The 19,430-nt window shown below is 41.7% G+C and carries 16 protein-coding genes and 1 pseudogene; 11 read left to right on the top strand and 6 right to left on the bottom strand.

Translation table 11 applies throughout. The features are described from left to right. Nucleotides 1–48 precede the first annotated feature (48 nt). Nucleotides 49–1,596, bottom strand: a complete 1,548-nt coding sequence (locus tag DYI25_RS07050) for an ABC-F family ATP-binding cassette domain-containing protein (RefSeq protein WP_213367698.1) — start codon at nt 1,594–1,596, stop codon at nt 49–51. Between the two features lie 301 nt (nt 1,597–1,897). On the opposite strand from DYI25_RS07050, the gene DYI25_RS07045 reads away from it, so the two are divergent. The 3 genes from DYI25_RS07045 (at nt 1,898) to DYI25_RS07035 (ending at nt 4,813) form a co-directional block, all read left to right on the top strand. After that, the gene (locus DYI25_RS07045; protein WP_213367697.1) at nt 1,898–3,301 is read left to right on the top strand and encodes an LVIVD repeat-containing protein; all 1,404 of its coding nucleotides are present in this window, start codon (nt 1,898–1,900) and stop codon (nt 3,299–3,301) included. Between the two features lie 257 nt (nt 3,302–3,558). After that, on the top strand, nt 3,559–4,287 hold the full coding sequence (locus DYI25_RS07040; protein ID WP_213367696.1) for a YqcI/YcgG family protein: 729 nt from the start codon (nt 3,559–3,561) through the stop codon (nt 4,285–4,287). A 244-nt stretch (nt 4,288–4,531) separates the two neighbouring features. Beyond that, nucleotides 4,532–4,813 (top strand): AbrB/MazE/SpoVT family DNA-binding domain-containing protein, encoded by a 282-nt coding sequence (locus DYI25_RS07035; protein WP_213367695.1) that lies wholly within the window; start codon nt 4,532–4,534, stop codon nt 4,811–4,813. 210 nt (nt 4,814–5,023) lie between these two features. On the opposite strand, the gene arcA is transcribed toward DYI25_RS07035, so the two are convergent. Further along, entirely contained in the window at nt 5,024–6,259 is a 1,236-nt protein-coding gene (gene arcA / locus DYI25_RS07030; protein ID WP_213367694.1) for an arginine deiminase, read from the bottom strand. Between the two features lie 477 nt (nt 6,260–6,736). On the opposite strand from arcA, the gene DYI25_RS07025 reads away from it, so the two are divergent. Together DYI25_RS07025 and DYI25_RS07020 are read left to right on the top strand one after the other, a co-directional pair. After that, on the top strand, nt 6,737–7,927 hold the full coding sequence (locus DYI25_RS07025; RefSeq protein WP_213367693.1) for a glycine C-acetyltransferase: 1,191 nt from the start codon (nt 6,737–6,739) through the stop codon (nt 7,925–7,927). A 66-nt stretch (nt 7,928–7,993) separates the two neighbouring features. After that, nucleotides 7,994–8,938, top strand: a complete 945-nt coding sequence (locus tag DYI25_RS07020; protein WP_213367692.1) for an L-threonine 3-dehydrogenase — start codon at nt 7,994–7,996, stop codon at nt 8,936–8,938. 30 nt (nt 8,939–8,968) lie between these two features. Here DYI25_RS07020 and selD read toward each other — a convergent pair whose 3' ends face one another. Next, nucleotides 8,969–10,069 (bottom strand): selenide, water dikinase SelD, encoded by a 1,101-nt coding sequence (gene selD, locus DYI25_RS07015; RefSeq protein ID WP_213367691.1) that lies wholly within the window; start codon nt 10,067–10,069, stop codon nt 8,969–8,971. 152 nt (nt 10,070–10,221) lie between these two features. Here selD and DYI25_RS22720 point away from each other — a divergent pair. Both DYI25_RS22720 and selA read left to right on the top strand, forming a co-directional pair. Next, nucleotides 10,222–10,410: pseudogene (locus tag DYI25_RS22720) on the top strand (Rdx family protein); the annotation flags it as partial. 120 nt (nt 10,411–10,530) lie between these two features. Beyond that, entirely contained in the window at nt 10,531–11,937 is a 1,407-nt protein-coding gene (gene selA / locus DYI25_RS07005; RefSeq protein ID WP_213367690.1) for an L-seryl-tRNA(Sec) selenium transferase, read from the top strand. A gap of 38 nt (nt 11,938–11,975) precedes the next feature. On the opposite strand, the gene DYI25_RS07000 is transcribed toward selA, so the two are convergent. Next, nucleotides 11,976–12,119: a small acid-soluble spore protein P gene (locus tag DYI25_RS07000; protein ID WP_213367689.1), complete on the bottom strand. Its 144-nt coding sequence runs from the start codon at nt 12,117–12,119 to the stop codon at nt 11,976–11,978. A gap of 113 nt (nt 12,120–12,232) precedes the next feature. On the opposite strand from DYI25_RS07000, the gene DYI25_RS06995 reads away from it, so the two are divergent. After that, on the top strand, nt 12,233–12,490 hold the full coding sequence (locus DYI25_RS06995; RefSeq protein ID WP_041964970.1) for a hypothetical protein: 258 nt from the start codon (nt 12,233–12,235) through the stop codon (nt 12,488–12,490). A gap of 39 nt (nt 12,491–12,529) precedes the next feature. On the opposite strand, the gene sspO is transcribed toward DYI25_RS06995, so the two are convergent. Continuing rightward, nucleotides 12,530–12,679 carry a small acid-soluble spore protein O gene (gene sspO / locus DYI25_RS06990; protein WP_102262881.1) on the bottom strand — a complete coding sequence of 50 codons (150 nt, stop codon included), beginning with the start codon at nt 12,677–12,679 and terminating at the stop codon, nt 12,530–12,532. A 332-nt stretch (nt 12,680–13,011) separates the two neighbouring features. On the opposite strand from sspO, the gene acnA reads away from it, so the two are divergent. Together acnA and DYI25_RS06980 are read left to right on the top strand one after the other, a co-directional pair. Further along, entirely contained in the window at nt 13,012–15,720 is a 2,709-nt protein-coding gene (gene acnA, locus DYI25_RS06985) for an aconitate hydratase AcnA (protein WP_213367688.1), read from the top strand. A gap of 761 nt (nt 15,721–16,481) precedes the next feature. Then, entirely contained in the window at nt 16,482–17,030 is a 549-nt protein-coding gene (locus DYI25_RS06980; RefSeq protein ID WP_213367687.1) for a hypothetical protein, read from the top strand. Nucleotides 17,031–17,064: 34 nt separating this feature from the next. Here DYI25_RS06980 and DYI25_RS06975 read toward each other — a convergent pair whose 3' ends face one another. After that, nucleotides 17,065–18,351, bottom strand: a complete 1,287-nt coding sequence (locus tag DYI25_RS06975; protein WP_213367686.1) for an NCS2 family permease — start codon at nt 18,349–18,351, stop codon at nt 17,065–17,067. Between the two features lie 136 nt (nt 18,352–18,487). On the opposite strand from DYI25_RS06975, the gene DYI25_RS06970 reads away from it, so the two are divergent. Then, nucleotides 18,488–19,378, top strand: coding sequence for a LysR family transcriptional regulator (locus tag DYI25_RS06970; protein WP_213367685.1), 891 nt, complete (start codon nt 18,488–18,490; stop codon nt 19,376–19,378). Nucleotides 19,379–19,430 lie beyond the last annotated feature (52 nt).

Here is a 19,430-nt window from a genome sequence, read left to right as displayed (position 1 = left end):
AGAAAAACCTAACGGAGAATTTCCGTCAGGTTCCTATTGCTTCTAGTTCTATTTTCCGGCCCACTCTTCAACATTCCAGACTTTTGTTACCCAGTCTTCGTAGAAATCTGGTTCGTGGCTAACGAGGACAATCGTCCCTTTATAAGCCTTCAATGCTCGCTTTAATTCTGCTTTCGCAGAAATGTCAAGGTGGTTGGTAGGCTCGTCAAATAGCAGCCAGTTGCTCTCATGCATCTGCAATTTGGTCAAGCGGACTTTTGCCTGCTCTCCGCCGCTAAGCTGATTCAGCGGACGTGATATATGTTCATTCTTCAGGCCGCCACGTGCTAATGCAGCACGTACTTGATGCTGATCCATGCCCGGGAACTCACTCCAGACATCATCTATCGGAGTGATGCTCCCTGCTTTGACTTCCTGTTCAAAGTAGGAAGGGTAGAGGAAGTCACCGCGTTCGATCTTGCCACTCAACGCTGGGATTTTTCCAAGCATTGTTTTCAAAAGGGTCGACTTTCCAACACCATTCATCCCAACAATCGCAATCTTCTCGCCGCGCTCAATCGTAACAGACATTTTAGGGAGAAGTGGGTGAGTATACCCAATTTCAAAGTCAGTGCCTTCAAATACATAACGGCTGCTCGCTCGTGATTCTTTGAACTCGAAAGTAGGTTTGACCGCTGTTTCGGGTCTGTCAATCCGTTCCATACGGTCAAGCTGCTTCTGTCGGCTTTTCGCACGGCCGGTTGTTGAATAGCGAGCCTTATTTTTAGCAATGAAATCTTCTTGTTTCTTGATGAATTCCTGTTGCTTTTCATATGCGTTGATATGCTGATTCTTGTTAATCTCAGCCAATTCCAGGAATTTTTCATAGGTAGCAGTATAGCGCGTCAGCTTTGAAAATTCCAGCTGGAAAATGACATTTGAAACCGGGTTCATGAATTCAGTGTCGTGTGAAATCAGGATAAAAGCATAAGGGTATTCCTTAAGGTATTTTGTGAGCCACTGGATATGCTCGACATCAAGGTAGTTGGTCGGCTCATCAAGCAGGAGCACCTTTGGTTTTTCAAGCAAAAGCTTCGCAAGCAGAACTTTTGTACGCTGACCGCCGCTCAACGCAGAAACATCGCGGTCTATACCGATTGCGTCTAAACCAAGACCCCTCGCAGCTTCTTCGACCTCCATATCAAGGGAGTAGAAACCGCCTGCATCTAAGGCATCCTGGATTTCAGCCATTTGTTCAAGTAATTTTTCAAGTTCTTCAGGTGAGGCATCAGCCATTTTCCCAGTAACTTCATTCAATTCTTCTTCTTTTTTAAAAAGAGGAAGAAAAGCATCGCGCAGGACATCCCGTATTGTTTTTCCGGGTGTCAAAACTGTATGTTGGTCAAGATATCCATACTCAACACCTGGAGTCCACTCGACTTTACCAGAATCGTGAATTAACTGCCCGGTGATGATATTCATCAATGTTGACTTTCCGACACCGTTCGCTCCTACAAGACCAACATGGTCTTCTGCCAGCAAACGAAAAGAAACATCTTTAAAAAGGGTACGGTCCCCAAATGTGTGGCTTAAATTTTCTACATTCAATAAACTCATGATAAAATCCTCGCTTTAATCTATTTTAAATAACAAATATTCAACAATCACATTTCTTAATCATACTAAAATCTCTGGGTTTCGACCAGAGTTTTCTAGGCTGGAAGATATGGTAACTGATTAACCCAGCTTTGTGGAATTTTACCTAATTCGGGTTTCGAAATAATTACCATAGACATAGTAGCGAATTACATAATTAGGAATAATTAACTGAATTTACAAAAAATACAGTTTTTTATTTGAAGCGAAGTTTTCACCTCTGCTATATTGTTATTCAATACATAGAAGGAGGTTTTAAATAATGAAAAAACGTTTGTTATCGAGTCTTATTTTAGCTGGTGCTCTGACGGTCTCTTCTGTCCCATTTAATGTCCTTGCCCATGACGAACTTGGGGATGTCAATATTGAAAAAGGAGAGAGGGCTGGATATAGCAACGTTTCTGTCCCTAAAATGGAGGGCAGTAAAAACCTTCAATTTTTACATGAAGCAGCCGCTCCTGAAATGAACACGGTAAGGGCAGACGGAAAGCAAAACAGTTTTGCTGATGTCTATGCACATAAAGGTTATGCCTACCTTGGAACTCACACAAGAAATGGCGGAAATGGCGGGGTAAGGGTATTTGATTTGAAAGACCCTGCAAATCCTCGAGAAGTCGCTGTTTTCGCTAATAATGATATCCCGGGCACATGGCAGGAAAAGGTAATTGTGAAGACTGTCAATACGCCTTCATTCAAAGGGGATCTTGCTGTGGTAAGTGTACAGCAACTAGATAGTAAAAACCCAGATTCAAAAGGTGGATTCCTGCTTTATGACGTTACAAATCCAACAGAACCAAAGAAGCTTGGATTCTATGAGGTAACAAAGAAAACGAGAGGAACTCATGAGTTATACTTGACCATGCAGGGGAGCCGCGCAATCGTACTTGCCGCCAACCCTTATGCTGACTATTATAGCCGTGGGGAGGAGAAGGACTTCCAGGTTGTTGATGTAAGCGATCCTATGAATCCTCAGAAGCTATGGGAGTTTGACCCAAGAACACTCGATGAGATTCCGGACGATTTTAACGGATACCATTGGAATTCTCCTGACGGAAAAACCCGTCCAGTATTCAATCACAGCACGATGATAGATGAAACCGGAAAGTATGCGTATGTCTCCATGTGGGATTTGGGAACCGTCATTTTTGATATCAGTAATCCCGAAAACCCTCAATATCTGGGACGTACTGATTTCGGTTCCGACCAGCAGGGATCCGCACACTCGGCTACCCTCGCAAAAGGAGGAAGTGTTCTGATTGAGACAAGGGAAGTCTATAACCCAACGAAAGAAGGTTATGAACAATCCTATGGCTATACAAGGATCTTCGATATTAAGGATAAAACAAATCCTAAATTGCTAAGTGAGTTCAAGACTGATTTAGTTGATGACGTAGAGGATGGAGTTACCTTCGCGAATACAGTGCATGATCCAAAGGTGCAAGGGAATACACTTTATTTATCCCACTATGCAGGGGGAGTATATGCAGTAGATATCACAGATACTGCCAACCCTGTGCAAGTTGGACAATATGTCCCTGAAAAATCTAATGTGTGGGGAGTATTTGTCGACAGAAATTACATTCTTGCATCTGATATTGGATCGGGATTGAAGGTTTTATTGAAGAATAATAGTTCCTCCACAACACAGAGCCAGGGTGTAAAATAATTTCGCTGTTTTAGCAGGCAGTTGGGCTTTTTCAAAATTCTTCACGTGGAAAGCGAGCATCCTTGAGTGGAAATCCACACATTAAAAGCAACAAAGAATACGAATACAGCCAATAACTATAGGTGAAAGCACGCTGAGATTGCGTGCTTTTTACTTTTTCTTATGAAGGTATGTGAAAATAAAGACAGGAAGCAATTTGTTTATTAAGAGATTGAATGGGTAAATGGTAACTGACTAACTAATTTGAGGTGTAAAACATGGCAGTTACCAATAGTAATTTGTTTACAAAGGAAGATATGATCAATTCTGACCTTGTGCCTGAATGGGTGATAAAAGAATACAAAAATTTCCGGGATGTTGTTACTAATCGAGAGTTTCCTTGCTATTTTGGAATGTCTGCCGAGAAAAAAGGAGAACTCCGCTATTCATATATTAGCCGGGACAATTGGGGTCAATTACCCGGTGCTATTGAAGAATTCATTGCATTGTTTGATGGTTCCAAGCCTCTTATAAGACATGGATTGTTCGTATTCGTTGAGCCTGAAATGGAAGAAAAAACAATTGATTACTATCGTGAATATTTTTGGAATGTTTTACAATTTTTACATGAAAAAGATACGCAGCCATGGCCTGCAGATTATCCAAAAGATCCTGACCATCATTTATGGGCATTTTCGTTTGCTGGGGAGCCATTTTTTGCTTTCGGAAATGCACCCGCCTATAAACAGCGAAAAACTAGGGACTTGGGCAATAGTCTTGTTCTTGGTTTCCAGCCTCGTCGAATTTTCGAGGGACTTGAAGGAACGTCAAAGGGCGGAATTATGTCTCGGGAAAAGGTAAGGGAGCGCGTTGAGAAATGGGACAACCTGCCAAAGCACCCTAATATTAGCCATTATGGCGACCAGGATCATAGAGAATGGAAAATGTATTTTATCGGAGACGACAGTAAACCGATAGAAGGCAAATGTCCTTTTCACCATAAATAAGATTTGGGGCTAAATTCTAATATGAGAATTTAGTCTTTTTGTATTTGGAATATACTCAAATTCGATTACTTTGATGCTTAGATGAAGCTGTATAGATTATTGTAACGGTCAATCACCGATTGCTTAAACGGAGACATTAACAATGTAAAATTATGCCTCGTTTTGCTATAATTGTATTGGGCTAGAATTTATTCAAAGAACTGACATCCACATCCCATAATTTTTTTGAAGGGAAGGATGCTATATGAAGGCTACAGGAATTGTGAGGAAAACAGATCAACTTGGCAGAGTGGTCATTCCGATGGAGCTTAGGAAAAAACTGAGTATTGGTGAAAGTGATCCGCTCGAAATATTTGTTGATGAGGATATGATTATCCTGAAGAAATATCAGCCGGATCTGACATGCCTCATAACCGGTACAATCAGCAGTGATAATATGTCACTAGCAGATGGAAAAATCGTCTTAAGCAAAGAGGGAGCTGAGCAATTGATCAAAGAACTGCAAAGCTATCTTGCTACCAACTAGAACTTGAAAAGCGTAAGCGCCTTGGTCAGCCCCGACAAGCGCTGGAGGGCTGACCGGTGAAGTCGTTCTTTGACTTCATTGGGCGGACCGAAGCGACTCGAGGGGCTAGGCGCTGGAGCTAGACACTAACCTAAGTGCAAGAAGGTATATTCCTTATTAAAGTAAACTTAAAAGCAGTCCTCAGTTTTTTGAGGACTGCTTTTTTAATCTTCATATTATATCTTTTCGGTAAATTGGCATGCTCATGCAACGCGGGCCGCCGCGTCCTCTTGATAGCTCCGAACTAGCAATCTCAATAACTTCCACACCATTCTTGCGCAGCAGGTCATTCGAAACATAGTTGCGGTCATAAGTAACGACTACACCTGGGGCAATAGCAAGTGTATTGGAGCCGTCGTTCCATTGCTCGCGGGCAGCTGCTATTTCATGCCCACCTCCGCAAGGAATCAATACAAGCTCCTGTAGTCCAAGGACTTCCTTTAGTGTTTCTGTCAGATTTGAGCGCTCGGATATTTTAAGCTTGTCAGGGTCCGTACCTTTTTCGAGAATATAGATTTTCATATTTCCATTTGGTCCTTCAATTCCATGATGGATTGTGAATTTCTCGTGGTCCACCATGGTAAAAACGGTATCGAGATGCATATAGGCTCTTAGTTTAGGGATTTCAACAGCTACTACCTTTTTTATAGTGTTGTTTCTTGAAAAGATTCGTTTCGCCATTTTTTCTATTGCCTGAGCAGACGTTCTTGCACTAACCCCAATCGCAATTACCTCAGGACTAAGGACCAACTCGTCTCCACCTTCTAATGGATAATATTCATCACGGTCATACCAGTGTGGAATATCATGAGTGGAGAACCGCGGATGGTGTTTAATGATAAAGTCCATGAACAATGATTCTCTTGTTCTTGCACCTTCACACATCTTGTTAAGAGAGACACCATTTCCAATTACAGCTGCCGGGTCCCTTGTAAAATAAAGGTTTGGCATTGGATCCAGAAAGAAAGGGTAGTAATCATCGAGCAGCTCGTGTAAATGAACTTTTTTCTCTTGCTCGATTTCTGATTTAAGAACTCCAGACATAACTTTTCGAATCATTTCATCAGTTGAAAGAGAATGAAGATACTCTTCAACCGTTTGCCTCGAGCCATTCAAGTTGCTTTTGCTTTCATTCAATACTTGATCTATGAACTGATGGTGTAATTCATCTGTTTTTAATGCTTCTTCCATTAATTTTTCCAAATAGAGAACCTCTACTCCGCGGTTTCTTAATACATCCGCAAAATAATCGTGTTCTCTTTGGACTGCAGGTAAATAAGGGATATCATCAAAAAGGAGCCGTTCCAGGTATTTGGGTGTCAGGTTTTCGACTTCCTTTCCTGGCCGGTGCAGAACCACAGATTTCAACTCGCCAATTTCAGAAGTAACATTCAAAGGGTGTTTCATATAAGTAGCCTCCATATTCAGTATCTATTTCTATATGAAATAAGGAGGAAGTGATTTATTATGTAAAACTCAAAATTTCACTGCCCCCGCCAAACTGCTTGCCTGCAGACTGGCTCCCTTTTCTATACCCTAATAAATACTTTCAAACCTTCTTTATAGTCTTGGCGTTAAATTGTTTCTTGGGAGAACTTCCTTTTAAACCTTATGCCTGAGGTTTGCCAGGATGCTACCTTCAATGCAAAAGTGGCCTTTCATAAAATATCATGCATTTTGACAAAAAATAGGGGAAACTAAATAGATAAAAAAGAAAGCGTTTTCTGTCCTTCATAGATGTACAAATAAAATAAATATGATAAAGTATATTTTGTGAACGCACAATAAACGTGGAAAAAGAGGTAAAATAATTGTCCTCTCCAAAAAGACAGATGTATCCATTATAATGACATGCCAAATGTGACGGCAGAAAGGGGATTTACGATGTCTAGTAAAACATTGGATCAATTTTTAAATGAAAACCTGGAGGATTTAAAGGGGAAGGGTTTATATAATGTGATCGACCCGCTGGAAAGCCCTAATGGACCAGTCATAACCATCAATGGGAAAGAAATGATCAACCTCTCCTCTAATAATTACCTTGGACTTGCTACTGATGAGCGATTGAAAAAGACTGCAGATGAAGCTATTGACAAATTTGGAGTGGGAGCAGGCGCAGTACGGACAATCAACGGTACTCTCAAACTTCATATTGAACTTGAGGAAATACTGGCAAAATTCAAAAAGACAGAAGCTGCGATTGCATATCAATCCGGATTCATGTGCAATATGGCTGCCATCTCAGCTGTCATGGATAAAAATGATGCCATTCTTTCTGATGAATTGAACCATGCTTCAATCATTGATGGTTGCCGTTTGTCTAGAGCAAAAATCATCCGCTTCAACCACTCAGATATGGAAGACCTTCGTGCAAAAGCAAAAGAAGCGAAGGAGTCCGGCCAGTACAATAAAATCATGGTTATCACCGACGGCGTTTTCTCTATGGACGGAGACATCGCAAAGCTTCCGGAAATTGTTGAAATTGCAGAAGAATTTGACCTGATTACATATGTGGATGATGCACACGGTTCAGGAGTTCTTGGTGAAGGTGCTGGAACTGTTAAGCATTTCGGTCTTTCAGATAAAGTCGATTTCCAAATTGGAACTCTATCAAAGGCTATTGGGGTCGTCGGAGGATATGTGGCGGGTAAACAAAACCTGATTGATTGGCTGAAAGTAAGAAGCCGCCCGTTCCTTTTCTCAACTTCACTTACTCCGGCTGACGTTGCTGCCAGCATTAAAGCTATCGAAATCTTGATGGACAGCACAGAATTGAACGAGCGTCTATGGGAGAATGCAAACTATCTGAAGGACGGACTGCAAAAGCTAGGTTTCGACATTGGTCATTCTGAGACACCTATCACTCCTTGTATCATTGGTGATGAAGTCAAGACACAGCAGTTTAGCAAAAGGCTGTACGAAGAGGGAGTGTACGCTAAATCAATCGTATTCCCTACAGTACCCCGCGGAACTGGCCGTGTAAGGAATATGCCTTCGGCGGCACATACGAAAGATATGCTTGACAAGGCCATTTCTATTTACGAAAAAGTAGGCAAGGAATTAGAGATTATTTAAATTGGATATGCCGGTTTGTTTGACAGGCTGGCTTCCTTTTTCAGAGTAACCGGGAGGAATACATAAATGAAGAAAATCTTGATAACTGGCGCACTTGGCCAGATTGGTTCTGAATTAACTGTTAAACTACGTGAAATTTATGGACAGGATAATGTAATTGCGACGGATATCAGGAAAACTGATTCAGAAGCTGCTGCGAACGGTCCATTTGAGATCCTTGATGTCATGGACGCAAACAAAATGACCGAACTGGCAAAAAAATATAATGTCGATACCATCATGCATATGGCAGCATTGCTATCTGCCACTGCTGAAACGAAACCAGTATTCGCCTGGAACCTTAACATGGGCGGCCTGATGAACGCTCTTGAAACAGCCAGAGAACTCAATTTGCAATTTTTTACACCAAGCTCCATTGGCGCATTCGGGCCAAATACGCCTAAGGACAATACTCCTCAGGACACCATCCAGCGCCCGACTACAATGTATGGTGTAAACAAAGTTGCTGGAGAATTGCTTGCTGATTACTATTTCCACCGTTTCGGGGTAGACACAAGGGGAGTAAGATTCCCAGGATTGATTTCATATGTGACCCCTCCAGGTGGCGGTACAACTGATTATGCGGTTGAAATATACTATGAAGCAATCAAGAATGGGAAATACAGTTCATATATTGATAAAGGCACTTACATGGACATGATGTATATGCCAGATGCACTTGGAGCAATCATTGACCTGATGGAAGCTGATCCTTCCAAGTTGATCCACAGAAATGCTTTTAACGTTACGGCAATGAGCTTTGATCCAGAAGAACTTACAGCGGAAATCAAGAAGCATATTCCTGGCTTTGAAATTTCCTATAATGTCGACGCTGTACGACAGTCAATTGCCAATAGCTGGCCGAATTCCATTGATGCATCAGCTGCAGCTGAAGAATGGGGATTCAATGCGAAGTATGATCTCTCAAGTATGACTGCTGACATGCTGGAAAAATTAAAAACAAAGCTATAGATAAAAGGAAAAGGTGAAATCTCATTGATTTCACCTTTTTACATAGATTATTTTATCTTTCTTCTCTGTAACTTTCCCAACAATAGCCGCATGAAGAAGCCCTTTGTTCTTCAAGGCTTCCACGTACTGCCCAGCTTCACTTTCAGGAAGGGAAACGAGAAGTCCTCCAGAAGTTATCGCATCACAAAGTACTAACTGCTCTTCTGCAGAAATGTCTTCATACACAACATCATTCTCCAGCCACTTATGGTTGGATTTTGATCCTCCAGGTACGACACCTTGTGCAGCCAATTCATATGTACCGTCTAGGACAGGTACGGAGGACAGTGAAATTTCAAAGCTGACATTGCTCCCACGGGCAATTTCACTACCATGCCCAAGCAGTCCGAACCCTGTCACGTCCGTTACCGCGTGCGGTGTAAAATCTTTCAGCGCATCTGCCGCAGACTTGTTCAGTAAAGCCATGGTTTCGGTTACTTCTCGCTCTTGCTCTGCAGTAACTGCACTGCGTTTGATACCTGTTGTCATGATGCCGACCCCGATTGGTTTTGAAAGTACCAGCAGATCACCTGGTTTTGCACCGACATTCTTCCAGATGGCGTCAGGGTGGGCCAGGCCGGTTACTGACAAACCGAATTTTGGTTCCTGGTCATCGATGGAATGACCGCCAACCGTCACTGCACCAGCTTCCTTTACTTTGTCGCTGGCACCTCTTAAAATTTCCGCAAGAATTTCTGGGCCGAGCTTTTTAACAGGATACCCTACAATATTCAGGACAGTTTTAGGCTCTCCTCCCATAGCGTACACATCGCTAAGTGCATTGGCGGCAGCAATCTGGCCGAACATATAAGGATCATCAACAATTGGGGTAAAATAATCAATTGTTTGGATCAGGGCAATAGTATCTGATAGTTTATATACACCTGCATCATCGGATGTTTCATGTCCGACGAGCAATTCAGGAACCGGTTCCTGTTCTGGCAGTAGACGCAAAACTTGCGTCAAGTCCTCAGGACTGATTTTGCATCCTCAGCCAGCTTTTGTCGATAATGACGTCAAACGGATTTTTTCATGCTCACTCAACCTTATCACCTCAAAAGAAAGTATACTCTTTCTTGTTTTTAAAATCATCCTTAAGATATTATTATTTGCACCGAGATAGACTTTACACTAAAATGACAGTAAATACATATAGAAGAACATATAAAATCTTTAGAGGGGGTATTACGATGGAAAAATTTCAAGTAGAGATCAAATTTTGTATGCAATGAAATTACGCACCAAAAGCCGCGAGTTTCGCGGAAGAACTGTTCACACATTTCCGAAGTCAGATTGAGAAGATGGAGCTGATTCCAGCTTCCAAAGGAGCTTTTGAAGTAACAATAAATGGCCAGACAATCTATTCGAAATTGGATACAGGTGTTTTTCCTGTTTCAGACGAAATGATAAAACAAATGGAAGCGATGAATTAATGCCCTGGCAAATAGCCGGGCTTTTTTCATACCATTCAAGTTCACCGTTTTGAAAAAACTTTTACTTGGGCAATAATGATATAATTAATGAATGCACAACCGTTGTGGGGGAGATAGACGTTGAAACATTTGTTAAGGCAGCTTCCTGCAGTCCATGAATTGCAGAAAGATAACAGTTTTTTGGATTTAGCCAATAAGTATGGAATTGAAACCGACTATTTAACTGAGATCATTAAAGATGTGCTGAATGATATAAGAACAGATATGGTAAACGAGAACTGGAGCGGTCCTGAGCCAGGCACAGAGTCTTTCGTTGAACAGATATTCGCATTGGTGGATTCATTTGCAGCAGAACGGTTGGATTATACCCTGAAAAGAGTCATCAATGCTACGGGCACCATTTTACATACGAATCTTGGCAGGGCCAGGTTAAGTGAAAATGCGATGAAGCATGTGATGGATACTGCGATGAATTATTCAAACTTGGAGTATAAGATTGACGAAGGTGAGCGTGGGTCGCGTCACAGTCATGTGGAGTCCCTTATTAAAAAAATTACGGGCGCAGAAGCAGCAATGGTAGTAAACAATAATGCGGCAGCGGTTTTTATCATCCTTAGTGCGCTGGCAAAGGAGAAAGAGGTAGTTGTTTCACGGGGCCAGCTAGTGGAGATTGGGGGTTCTTTTCGGATTTCTTCCATTATGGAAGAGAGCGGAGCCCGATTAGTTGAAGTGGGCACAACCAATAAGACGCATTTACATGACTATGACAATGTCATCACCGATCAGACTTCGATGATCCTTAAAGTTCATACGAGTAATTTCAAAATATTTGGTTTTTCCAAGACAGTTGAGACCGATGAGTTGGCAGAGCTATCCAGCAAGCACGAGCATGTGATTTTTTACGAGGATTTGGGCAGTGGTGTGCTTTATGATTTCAAGAGCCACGGAATCGGGGATGAGCCAGTTGTCAGTGAAGTGCTGAAAATGGGAGCAGACATCGTATCATTCAGTGGAGACAAATTGCTTGGCGGACCGCAGGCCGGAATTATCGCAGGCAAAAAAGAGCTGATCGATCAGTTGAAGAAACACCAACTGGCACGTGTCGTACGCGTGGATAAGATGACCCTTGCAGCATTGGAGGGAACTTTAATGGACTATCTTAGAGGAGTAAAGGGGATGCAGAATATCCCGACTCTAAGATGCTTGCTTGTACCACCTGGGGAACTGAAATCCAGGGCTGAAAGTTTTGTCCAGTCCATTCATTCTTTCGAAGGACAGCTGAAAGCAGCTGTTTCTGAAGGAACAAGCCAGGTAGGCGGAGGGACGATGCCGGATGTTGAGCTGCCAACTTATTTAGTCACAATTAGCCATCCGACAATGCGGGCTGAATATATTGCCAGAAAGCTAAGGACGGAGTTTTATCCAGCGATCATCGTCAGGATACATAAGGAAGAGGTTCAAATTGATTTACGCACGGTTGATGCTGAGGAAGTAAAACATCTTCTGGAAGCGTTGAAAAAAATTTAGCAATGAGGGCTGCCGATTGACCGGCAGCCCTTATTTGCCTACATGTCGTGATTTGAATTATGTTTTTGGCGTGTATGGTTGCGGTTTTTGACTTTTTTAGAGCCGCTTAATGGAGCAGGCTGGCTGTCTTGATCACCTTTAGGAGCATTCTTGCGCATATCCTTGGAATCATTTTTGTTCATTGCTCATCCCTCCTGATTTTAGGATTAGATTTTCTCCTGAATTTATACTGAATAAATTACATATAACTGAGCAATTTAACGGTATAGATTTAATACATCAGGAGGAATTACACATGCCTTATCATAAAGATAAACAACAAGCCTTCCAGGCAGCGCAGCAAGGGTTCGAGGATGCCCAAGGTCTATATTCAGAAATAGTCCGGGACAGTGCAAGCTATGGGCACCAGTTAAAACATCTGAAAAATGAAGTGAATGAGGCATTCCAGCAGATAGAAAACGCTTTGGAAAACGCTTCTGAACATCAACGGGCACAGCTTGAAAGATTCCAGCAGGATCTTAGAAGTATCGTGACAGAAGTGAATATGGAATAGGATATTAAAAGCGGAAGGAATGCCTTCCGCTTTTTTTGACTATTGATTTTTCTTTCGTTTCTTGTTATTTTGCTTTTCCATTTCAGTTAATGGTTCATTTGCCATTTCCTCATTATAGCCTGCGCCATTTCCTTGCGCTTTGGCAGCATTTGCTCCGGGAATGACATGATTTGCTTTCCTTTTTACCACAAGATTCACCTCCATCTGCCATATTTTTTCCCGTAATCCATCAGACAATCCAGCTTTTTCATTTTTGTGAAATAGTATTGCTTCATATTCAGTTAATGGCGAAGAGAAATTTCCCTATGATAAAATCGCATTAAGATTGTTTTAATCATATTTATAATAAATTTCATAAGAAAAACTTATCAATCACAATAACTTTCTTGTTATTTACTTATACACAAGGTTATATTAATATGGAATTGTGAGAAAAGTTAGGATGGGATAAAAGATTCAAACTTTTCGACAATTACCTATAATTAGTTTATGATGTTTACGTAGAAGAAGGGGGTAAACATATGTCAAACCAAGATGTTTTTAACGCCCGCAGTTCATTTGAAATTGACGGGAAACGCTATCATTACTATAGCCTGGCAGCATTAGAAAAGGCTGGAATCGGCAATGTATCAAAACTGCCTTACTCAGTGAAGGTTTTGCTTGAATCCGTACTTCGCCAGCATGATGGCTTTGTAATCACAAAAGAGCATGTTGAAAATTTAGCAAAATGGGGAACTAGCGAAGTGAAAGAAGTGGATGTGCCTTTCAAGCCTTCACGTGTTATTCTTCAGGACTTCACTGGTGTACCTGCAGTCGTTGACCTTGCATCACTAAGAAAAGCAATGGCCGACATGGGTGGAGATCCGCAAAAAATCAATCCAGAAAAGCCGGTTGATCTAGTAATCGACCACTCTGTACAGGTTGATAAATACGGTACTCCAGATGCACTTAATGTAAATATGGAGCTTGAATTCGAACGTAATGCTGAACGTTACCAGTTCTTAAGCTGGGCACAAAAAGCATTCGATAACTACCGTGCTGTTCCACCAGCAACAGGTATCGTGCACCAGGTTAACCTTGAGTATCTTGCAAACGTTGTCCACGCTGTAGAAAATGCAGATGGCGAATTTGAAACTTTCCCAGATTCATTGGTAGGTACTGACTCACATACTACTATGATCAACGGTATTGGCGTTCTTGGATGGGGCGTAGGCGGTATCGAAGCTGAAGCTGGAATGCTTGGCCAGCCTTCATACTTCCCAGTACCAGAAGTAGTAGGAGTAAAATTGGTAGGAGATATGCCGAATGGCGCCACTGCAACTGACCTTGCACTTAAAGTGACACAGGTTCTTCGCAGCAAAGGCGTTGTTGGTAAATTCGTCGAGTTCTTCGGACCTGGCGTGGTTACACTTCCACTTGCTGACCGTGCGACTGTTGCCAACATGGCACCTGAATACGGCGCTACTTGCGGATTCTTCCCAGTAGACGGAGAAGCATTGGATTACATGCGTTTAACTGGACGTTCCGAAGATCACATTAACGTGGTTGAGGCATACTGCAAGGAGAACGGACTATTCTTTGATCCTGCATTAGAGCCAGTTTATACAGATGTTGTAGAAATCAACCTTTCTGAAATCGAAGCTAACCTGTCAGGCCCTAAGCGTCCACAGGACTTGATCCCACTATCAGAAATGCAGAAGTCTTTCCAGGAAGCATTGACTTCTCCTGCAGGAAACCAGGGATTCGGCTTAGACAAGAAAGAAATCGAAAAAGAAGCTGTTGTTGAGTTCGCTAATGGCGACAAAACAACAATGAAGACTGGTGCCATCGCAATTGCAGCGATCACTAGCTGTACTAATACTTCTAACCCATATGTACTAGTAGGTGCGGGTCTAGTTGCTAAAAAAGCAGTTGAGCTTGGAATGGAAGTTCCTAAGTTCGTAAAAACTTCTTTAGCACCTGGTTCAAAGGTTGTTACTGGATACCTTCGTGATTCAGAATTGCTGCCTTACCTTGAAACTCTTGGTTTCAACCTTGTTGGTTATGGCTGTACTACATGTATCGGTAACTCTGGTCCATTGAAGCCGGAAATCGAAAAGTCTGTAGCTGAAAGTGATCTGCTTGTTACATCTGTCCTTTCTGGTAACCGTAACTTTGAAGGACGTATCCACCCGCTTGTAAAAGCAAACTACCTGGCTTCACCGCCATTAGTTGTTGCTTATGCACTAGCAGGAACAGTGGACATCGATCTTCAGAATGATTCAATCGGAAAAGACAAGGATGGAAACGATGTATTCTTCAAGGATATCTGGCCATCAACTGCAGAAGTGAACGAAGTTGTTCACCGAGTAGTAACTCCAGAATTGTTCCGCAGAGAGTACGAAACTGTATTCACTGATAACGAGAAGTGGAACGAGATCCAAACAAACAGCGATCCGCTTTACACGTTCGATGAGGATTCAACTTATATCGCAAACCCTCCATTCTTCGAAGGTTTGACTCCAGAAGCTGGAGAAGTGGCTCCATTGAACAGCCTTCGTGTAGTCGGCAAGTTCGGTGACTCTGTAACAACTGACCATATTTCTCCTGCAGGTGCGATCGGCAAAGATACACCAGCTGGAAAATACCTGCGTGAAAAGGGTGTAGAACCTCGCGACTTCAACTCATACGGTTCACGCCGTGGTAACCATGAAGTCATGATGCGCGGAACATTCGCAAACATCCGTATCAAAAACCAAATCGCTCCTGGCACAGAAGGCGGTTTCACAACTTACTGGCCAACAGGTGAAGTTATGTCCATCTTTGATGCTTGCATGAAGTACAAAGAGCAGGGCACAGGACTAATGGTTGTTGCTGGCAAGGATTACGGAATGGGATCATCACGTGACTGGGCTGCAAAGGGTACTAACCTATTAGGGATCAAGACTGTTATCGCTGAAAGCTTCGAGCGTATCCACCGTTCAAACCTTGTATTGATGGGCGTATTGCCGCTTCAATTCAAAGCTGGTGAAAACGCAGAAACTCTTGGCCTGACAGGAAGAGAATCATTCGATGTCCAAATTGATGAAAATGTCCGTCCACGTGACATCATCACTGTGACAGCTACTGACGAAGACGGCAACAAGAAGACTTTTGAAGCACTTGTACGTTTCGACTCAGAAGTAGAAATCGACTACTACCGTCACGGCGGCATCCTGCAAATGGTTCTTCGTGATAAATTAAAAGCATAAATAAACAAAACCCCCTGGTCGTTATCCTGACCTGGGGGTTTTTGATATGTTGCATTGCACCATAGCATTGCCTTTATTTCGGTATGAAACCTATCAGAGTACGGTCTTGATTTTGACAGCTTTTCGCTAGATGGTCCTGAACCTGTCAGAAAACCGCTTTATTCTTGACAGCTTTCCGCTAGCTGGTCCTGAACCTGTCAGAAAACCGGCTTATTCTTGACAGCTTTTCGCTAGATGGTCCTGAACCTGTCAGAAAACCGGCTTATTCTTGACAGCTTTTCGCTAGATGGTCCTGAACCTGTCAGAAAACCGGCTTATTCTTGACAGCTTTTCGCTAGATGGTCCTGAACCTGTCAGAAAAGCAGATTATTCTTGACAGCATTTCGCTAGCTGGCCCTGAACCTGTCAGAAAACCGGTTTATTCTTGACAGCTTTTCGCTAGCTGGTCCTGAACCTGTCAGAAAACCGGTTTATTCTTGACAACTTTTCGCTAGCTGGCCATGAACCTGTCATAAGTTTTTCACTTGGTGGGCCTAAAAAGAGATATTGGTAATTGGTTTCTTGTTATTTTGAAGCTATTTAAATGGAGTAAAATGTCTATTAAATCTAGATTTATAATTTTTTTTTACCTTGGGAAATCCTTATTATTCACATATCTTGCATAAATTGATAAAACTTCTAATGAATCGACAACTTCTCCTATTGAAAATTGCTGCCAAAAAGGTATGTTAAAGGTAGATGGAACATAAGGAGTGAACTGTATGGGCCTTGTATCGATAGTAGCTAGAGAAGATTTTATATCTATGGTTTCGGATTTGGGTAATCATCAAATGTATGACGATGTCATGATAAAAGAATTGATACCGGACACAGCCTTCATTGCTTTCTCAGGTGATGAGCAATATATCATGATGGCTGCTGCCGCAGCTGAAGCGCTTGTGAAGCAAGGGCTCAGCCTCATAAAAATAGCTGAATCTATCCAGTCATCCTTCAATAATTCGATGGAGAGGATGGACGGTTTGTCATTTGAAGCAGTACTGGCTGGTTACTCACAGAATGGGGAGTCGCAGTACCATATCATCTCAAATACAAAGCCGCTGGAATCATATTATCCTCAATCTGGTGAAAGTCTTTATTATGTAAATGGCCAGGAACCAATGCTTGAATTTGAAAAATCATTAAAAATGTTCGGTATGGGAACAGTTGACCAGGCACAGGCTGCACAAATCCATTTGCTACATGAAGCGGCTAAGTTCATTCCAGATGTTAATACTCATGCATCATCGATTGTTCTTAAAAAAGCAAATTAAAAAAGCCTTGGATGCCAAGGCTTTTTCTTTATTTCTAAAGTGCATATTGCAATACGAAGTTACCGAGGAACAGCAGAGCGATCATATATAGTGCTGGCTGTATTTCCCGGCCTTTTCCCATTAATAGTTTCATTAAAGGGTAAAGAATGAAACCAATCGCCATTCCATCTGCAATACTGTATGTTAAAGGAATCAGCACAATGATCAAAAGCGCAGGGAAGCTTTCCAACAAATCGTCAAGCTTGATTTGCGTGATATTTTGAAGCATTAGAACTCCAATTAATATTAATACTGGTGAAACTGCACTTTCTGGAACTAATTTAATGACAGGTATCAAAACAATGGATGCAAGAAACAGGACGCCGGTCACTATACTTGTTAGTCCTGTACGGCCGCCAGCCGCTATACCTGCTGCACTTTCAACAGAAGAAACTGTTGGACTTGTTCCAAAGATTCCCGCGGTTGCTACAGATATTGCATTTGCCTGAAGAGATTTTTTGTATTTTTCAGGCTGTTTGAGCATCTTTGTATGTCCGTGAATCAATCCAATGTTTTCAAAAATGACGACCATCGCCAAGGAGAAGGCTGTCAGCCAGAAAACAAAATTGCCAGCCTGTGCAAATGACATTTGCCCAAACACCGATGTGTATTCCCCAAATGAAGGCATTTTAAATGAAACTTCTCCACTCTTCAGGTCTCCGAACAGCACGGAAAGAACTGATGTAAATACAATGCTCAGCAATAGGTTTCCAGGAACATTTTTAATGAATAAAATGACCGTTACGATCAAGCCGATCAATGTTATGAGTGCAGTTGAGGTGCTAAGATCCCCGATTGCAAGCAAAGTGTGCTCAGAGCTTGTGATAATCCCGCTATTATCAAATCCAATCAAAATCAATAAAATTCCGATTCCGACTGTAATAGCTTCCTTTAATGAATCGGGAATGGAAGCGGTGATTGTTTTAGCGAGCCGGGTGAAGGCTAATAACATGAATAGGACTCCTGAGACAAATACCATTGCGAGTGCTTCCTGCCATGTGAACCCACCTGACTGAACGATGGTATAGGTAAACATCGCGTTTAGTCCCATCCCAGGAATCACAAGAATCGGAGTGTTGCTCCAAAATCCCATGAGCAAACATCCTGCGAACACTGTAATAATGGTTGCAATGATTCCTGCTTCAAGCGGAATCCCAGCTGCTGATAAGATTGTTGCGTTGACAATGATAATATACACAACCGTTATATAGGAAATAAGTCCAGCTGATAACTCTCTCCCTAGCGTTGTATTGTGTGCTGTTAGTTGAAATAATTTATCCATTTTTTGCTCCTCTCTCTATTACAGATAAATTTTTCCGTTTTGAAACGAATGAAAATATCGTACCATAGACTTTTAGTATATTAAAAATATATAATTTGTATATAAACCATATCTTTTTTAAATAGAGGAGCCATTCATGGATTTAAGACAAATGCGATATTTCATTGCGATTGCCGAAGAGAAAAATATTACGGCTGCAGCACATAGGCTTCACATGTCACAACCGCCATTAAGCCTGCAGTTAAAACAAATGGAAGAAGAGTTGGGTGTAATGCTGGTAGAACGGTATGGGAAAAAGTTCGAATTGACTGATAAGGGAGAGCTGCTGTACAGACACGCACTTAATATCATCCACTCATTTGAGGAAGTGAAAAATGAACTTAAAGAAACGGATGAAGGAAGGAAGGGAAATTTATCTGTCGGAATCAATACTCTATCTGTTCCTGAGTTTCCTGATTGGCTTGAAGCGTTTCACTCATACTACCCGCTTGTCTATTTGCGGGTCGTGCAAAATGATTCAGCCTATTTAGCTGAACTCGTAAAAACTCGCGCAATTGAACTAGGACTGGTCAGGCTGCCATTGGCCAGCCATAATCTAAATTACCTTCATTTGTACAATGAGCCATTCGTTTTTGTTTGTAGGAATAATGATGAAAATAATATATCAATTGAAGAGATTAGCAGTTACCCGTTAATCCTTCCTTCAACAGAGGGACTTGGGAGCTATAATATTATCCACGAGTCGTTTACAAAAGCGCAGCTTCCGCTTCAGGTCATTTGTGAATGTTCAGATATGAATGTGCTTATGCAGCTGGTATCATCCGGTATAGGTTCAACCATTGTCCCTAAATCCGTTTTTAAATCATATGGGCAGGAGAATCTATTTGCCAGAAAAATCACTGATTCCACGCTAATATCGTCTGTTGGATTAATCTGGCTTAAGGATCATCATCTCTCTAGTCCGGCAAGAAATTTTATTGAAATGATCAAGGAACGACTCGGCCTCGACGAAAGCAGTTATGAATAACAAGGCTTTAATCTTCCAATAATAACTTCAAATTAAGTAGTTGAAAGGAAGA

The sequence above is a fragment of the Mesobacillus boroniphilus genome (assembly GCF_018424685.1).
GTDB classification, from domain to species: Bacteria; Bacillota; Bacilli; order Bacillales; family Cytobacillaceae; genus Mesobacillus; species Mesobacillus boroniphilus_A.
Note: the sequence above shows the minus strand (reverse complement) of the source record. Positions and strands in the feature narration are given on the sequence as shown.

Excerpts from the sequence above, each read along its gene's own strand:
- DYI25_RS06970 (WP_213367685.1), top strand. The coding sequence starts at position 18,488 with ATGGATTTAAGACAAATGCGATATTTCATTGCGATTGCCGAAGAGAAA.
- DYI25_RS07050 (WP_213367698.1), bottom strand. The coding sequence starts at position 1,596 with ATGAGTTTATTGAATGTAGAAAATTTAAGCCACACATTTGGGGACCGT.
- DYI25_RS07040 (WP_213367696.1), top strand. The coding sequence starts at position 3,559 with ATGGCAGTTACCAATAGTAATTTGTTTACAAAGGAAGATATGATCAAT.
- DYI25_RS07000 (WP_213367689.1), bottom strand. The coding sequence starts at position 12,119 with ATGAACAAAAATGATTCCAAGGATATGCGCAAGAATGCTCCTAAAGGT.
- DYI25_RS06975 (WP_213367686.1), bottom strand. The coding sequence starts at position 18,351 with ATGGATAAATTATTTCAACTAACAGCACACAATACAACGCTAGGGAGA.
- DYI25_RS07025 (WP_213367693.1), top strand. The coding sequence starts at position 6,737 with ATGTCTAGTAAAACATTGGATCAATTTTTAAATGAAAACCTGGAGGAT.
- acnA (WP_213367688.1), top strand. The coding sequence starts at position 13,012 with ATGTCAAACCAAGATGTTTTTAACGCCCGCAGTTCATTTGAAATTGAC.
- DYI25_RS06995 (WP_041964970.1), top strand. The coding sequence starts at position 12,233 with ATGCCTTATCATAAAGATAAACAACAAGCCTTCCAGGCAGCGCAGCAA.
- DYI25_RS07020 (WP_213367692.1), top strand. The coding sequence starts at position 7,994 with ATGAAGAAAATCTTGATAACTGGCGCACTTGGCCAGATTGGTTCTGAA.
- DYI25_RS07045 (WP_213367697.1), top strand. The coding sequence starts at position 1,898 with ATGAAAAAACGTTTGTTATCGAGTCTTATTTTAGCTGGTGCTCTGACG.
- DYI25_RS07035 (WP_213367695.1), top strand. The coding sequence starts at position 4,532 with ATGAAGGCTACAGGAATTGTGAGGAAAACAGATCAACTTGGCAGAGTG.
- arcA (WP_213367694.1), bottom strand. The coding sequence starts at position 6,259 with ATGAAACACCCTTTGAATGTTACTTCTGAAATTGGCGAGTTGAAATCT.
- DYI25_RS06980 (WP_213367687.1), top strand. The coding sequence starts at position 16,482 with ATGGGCCTTGTATCGATAGTAGCTAGAGAAGATTTTATATCTATGGTT.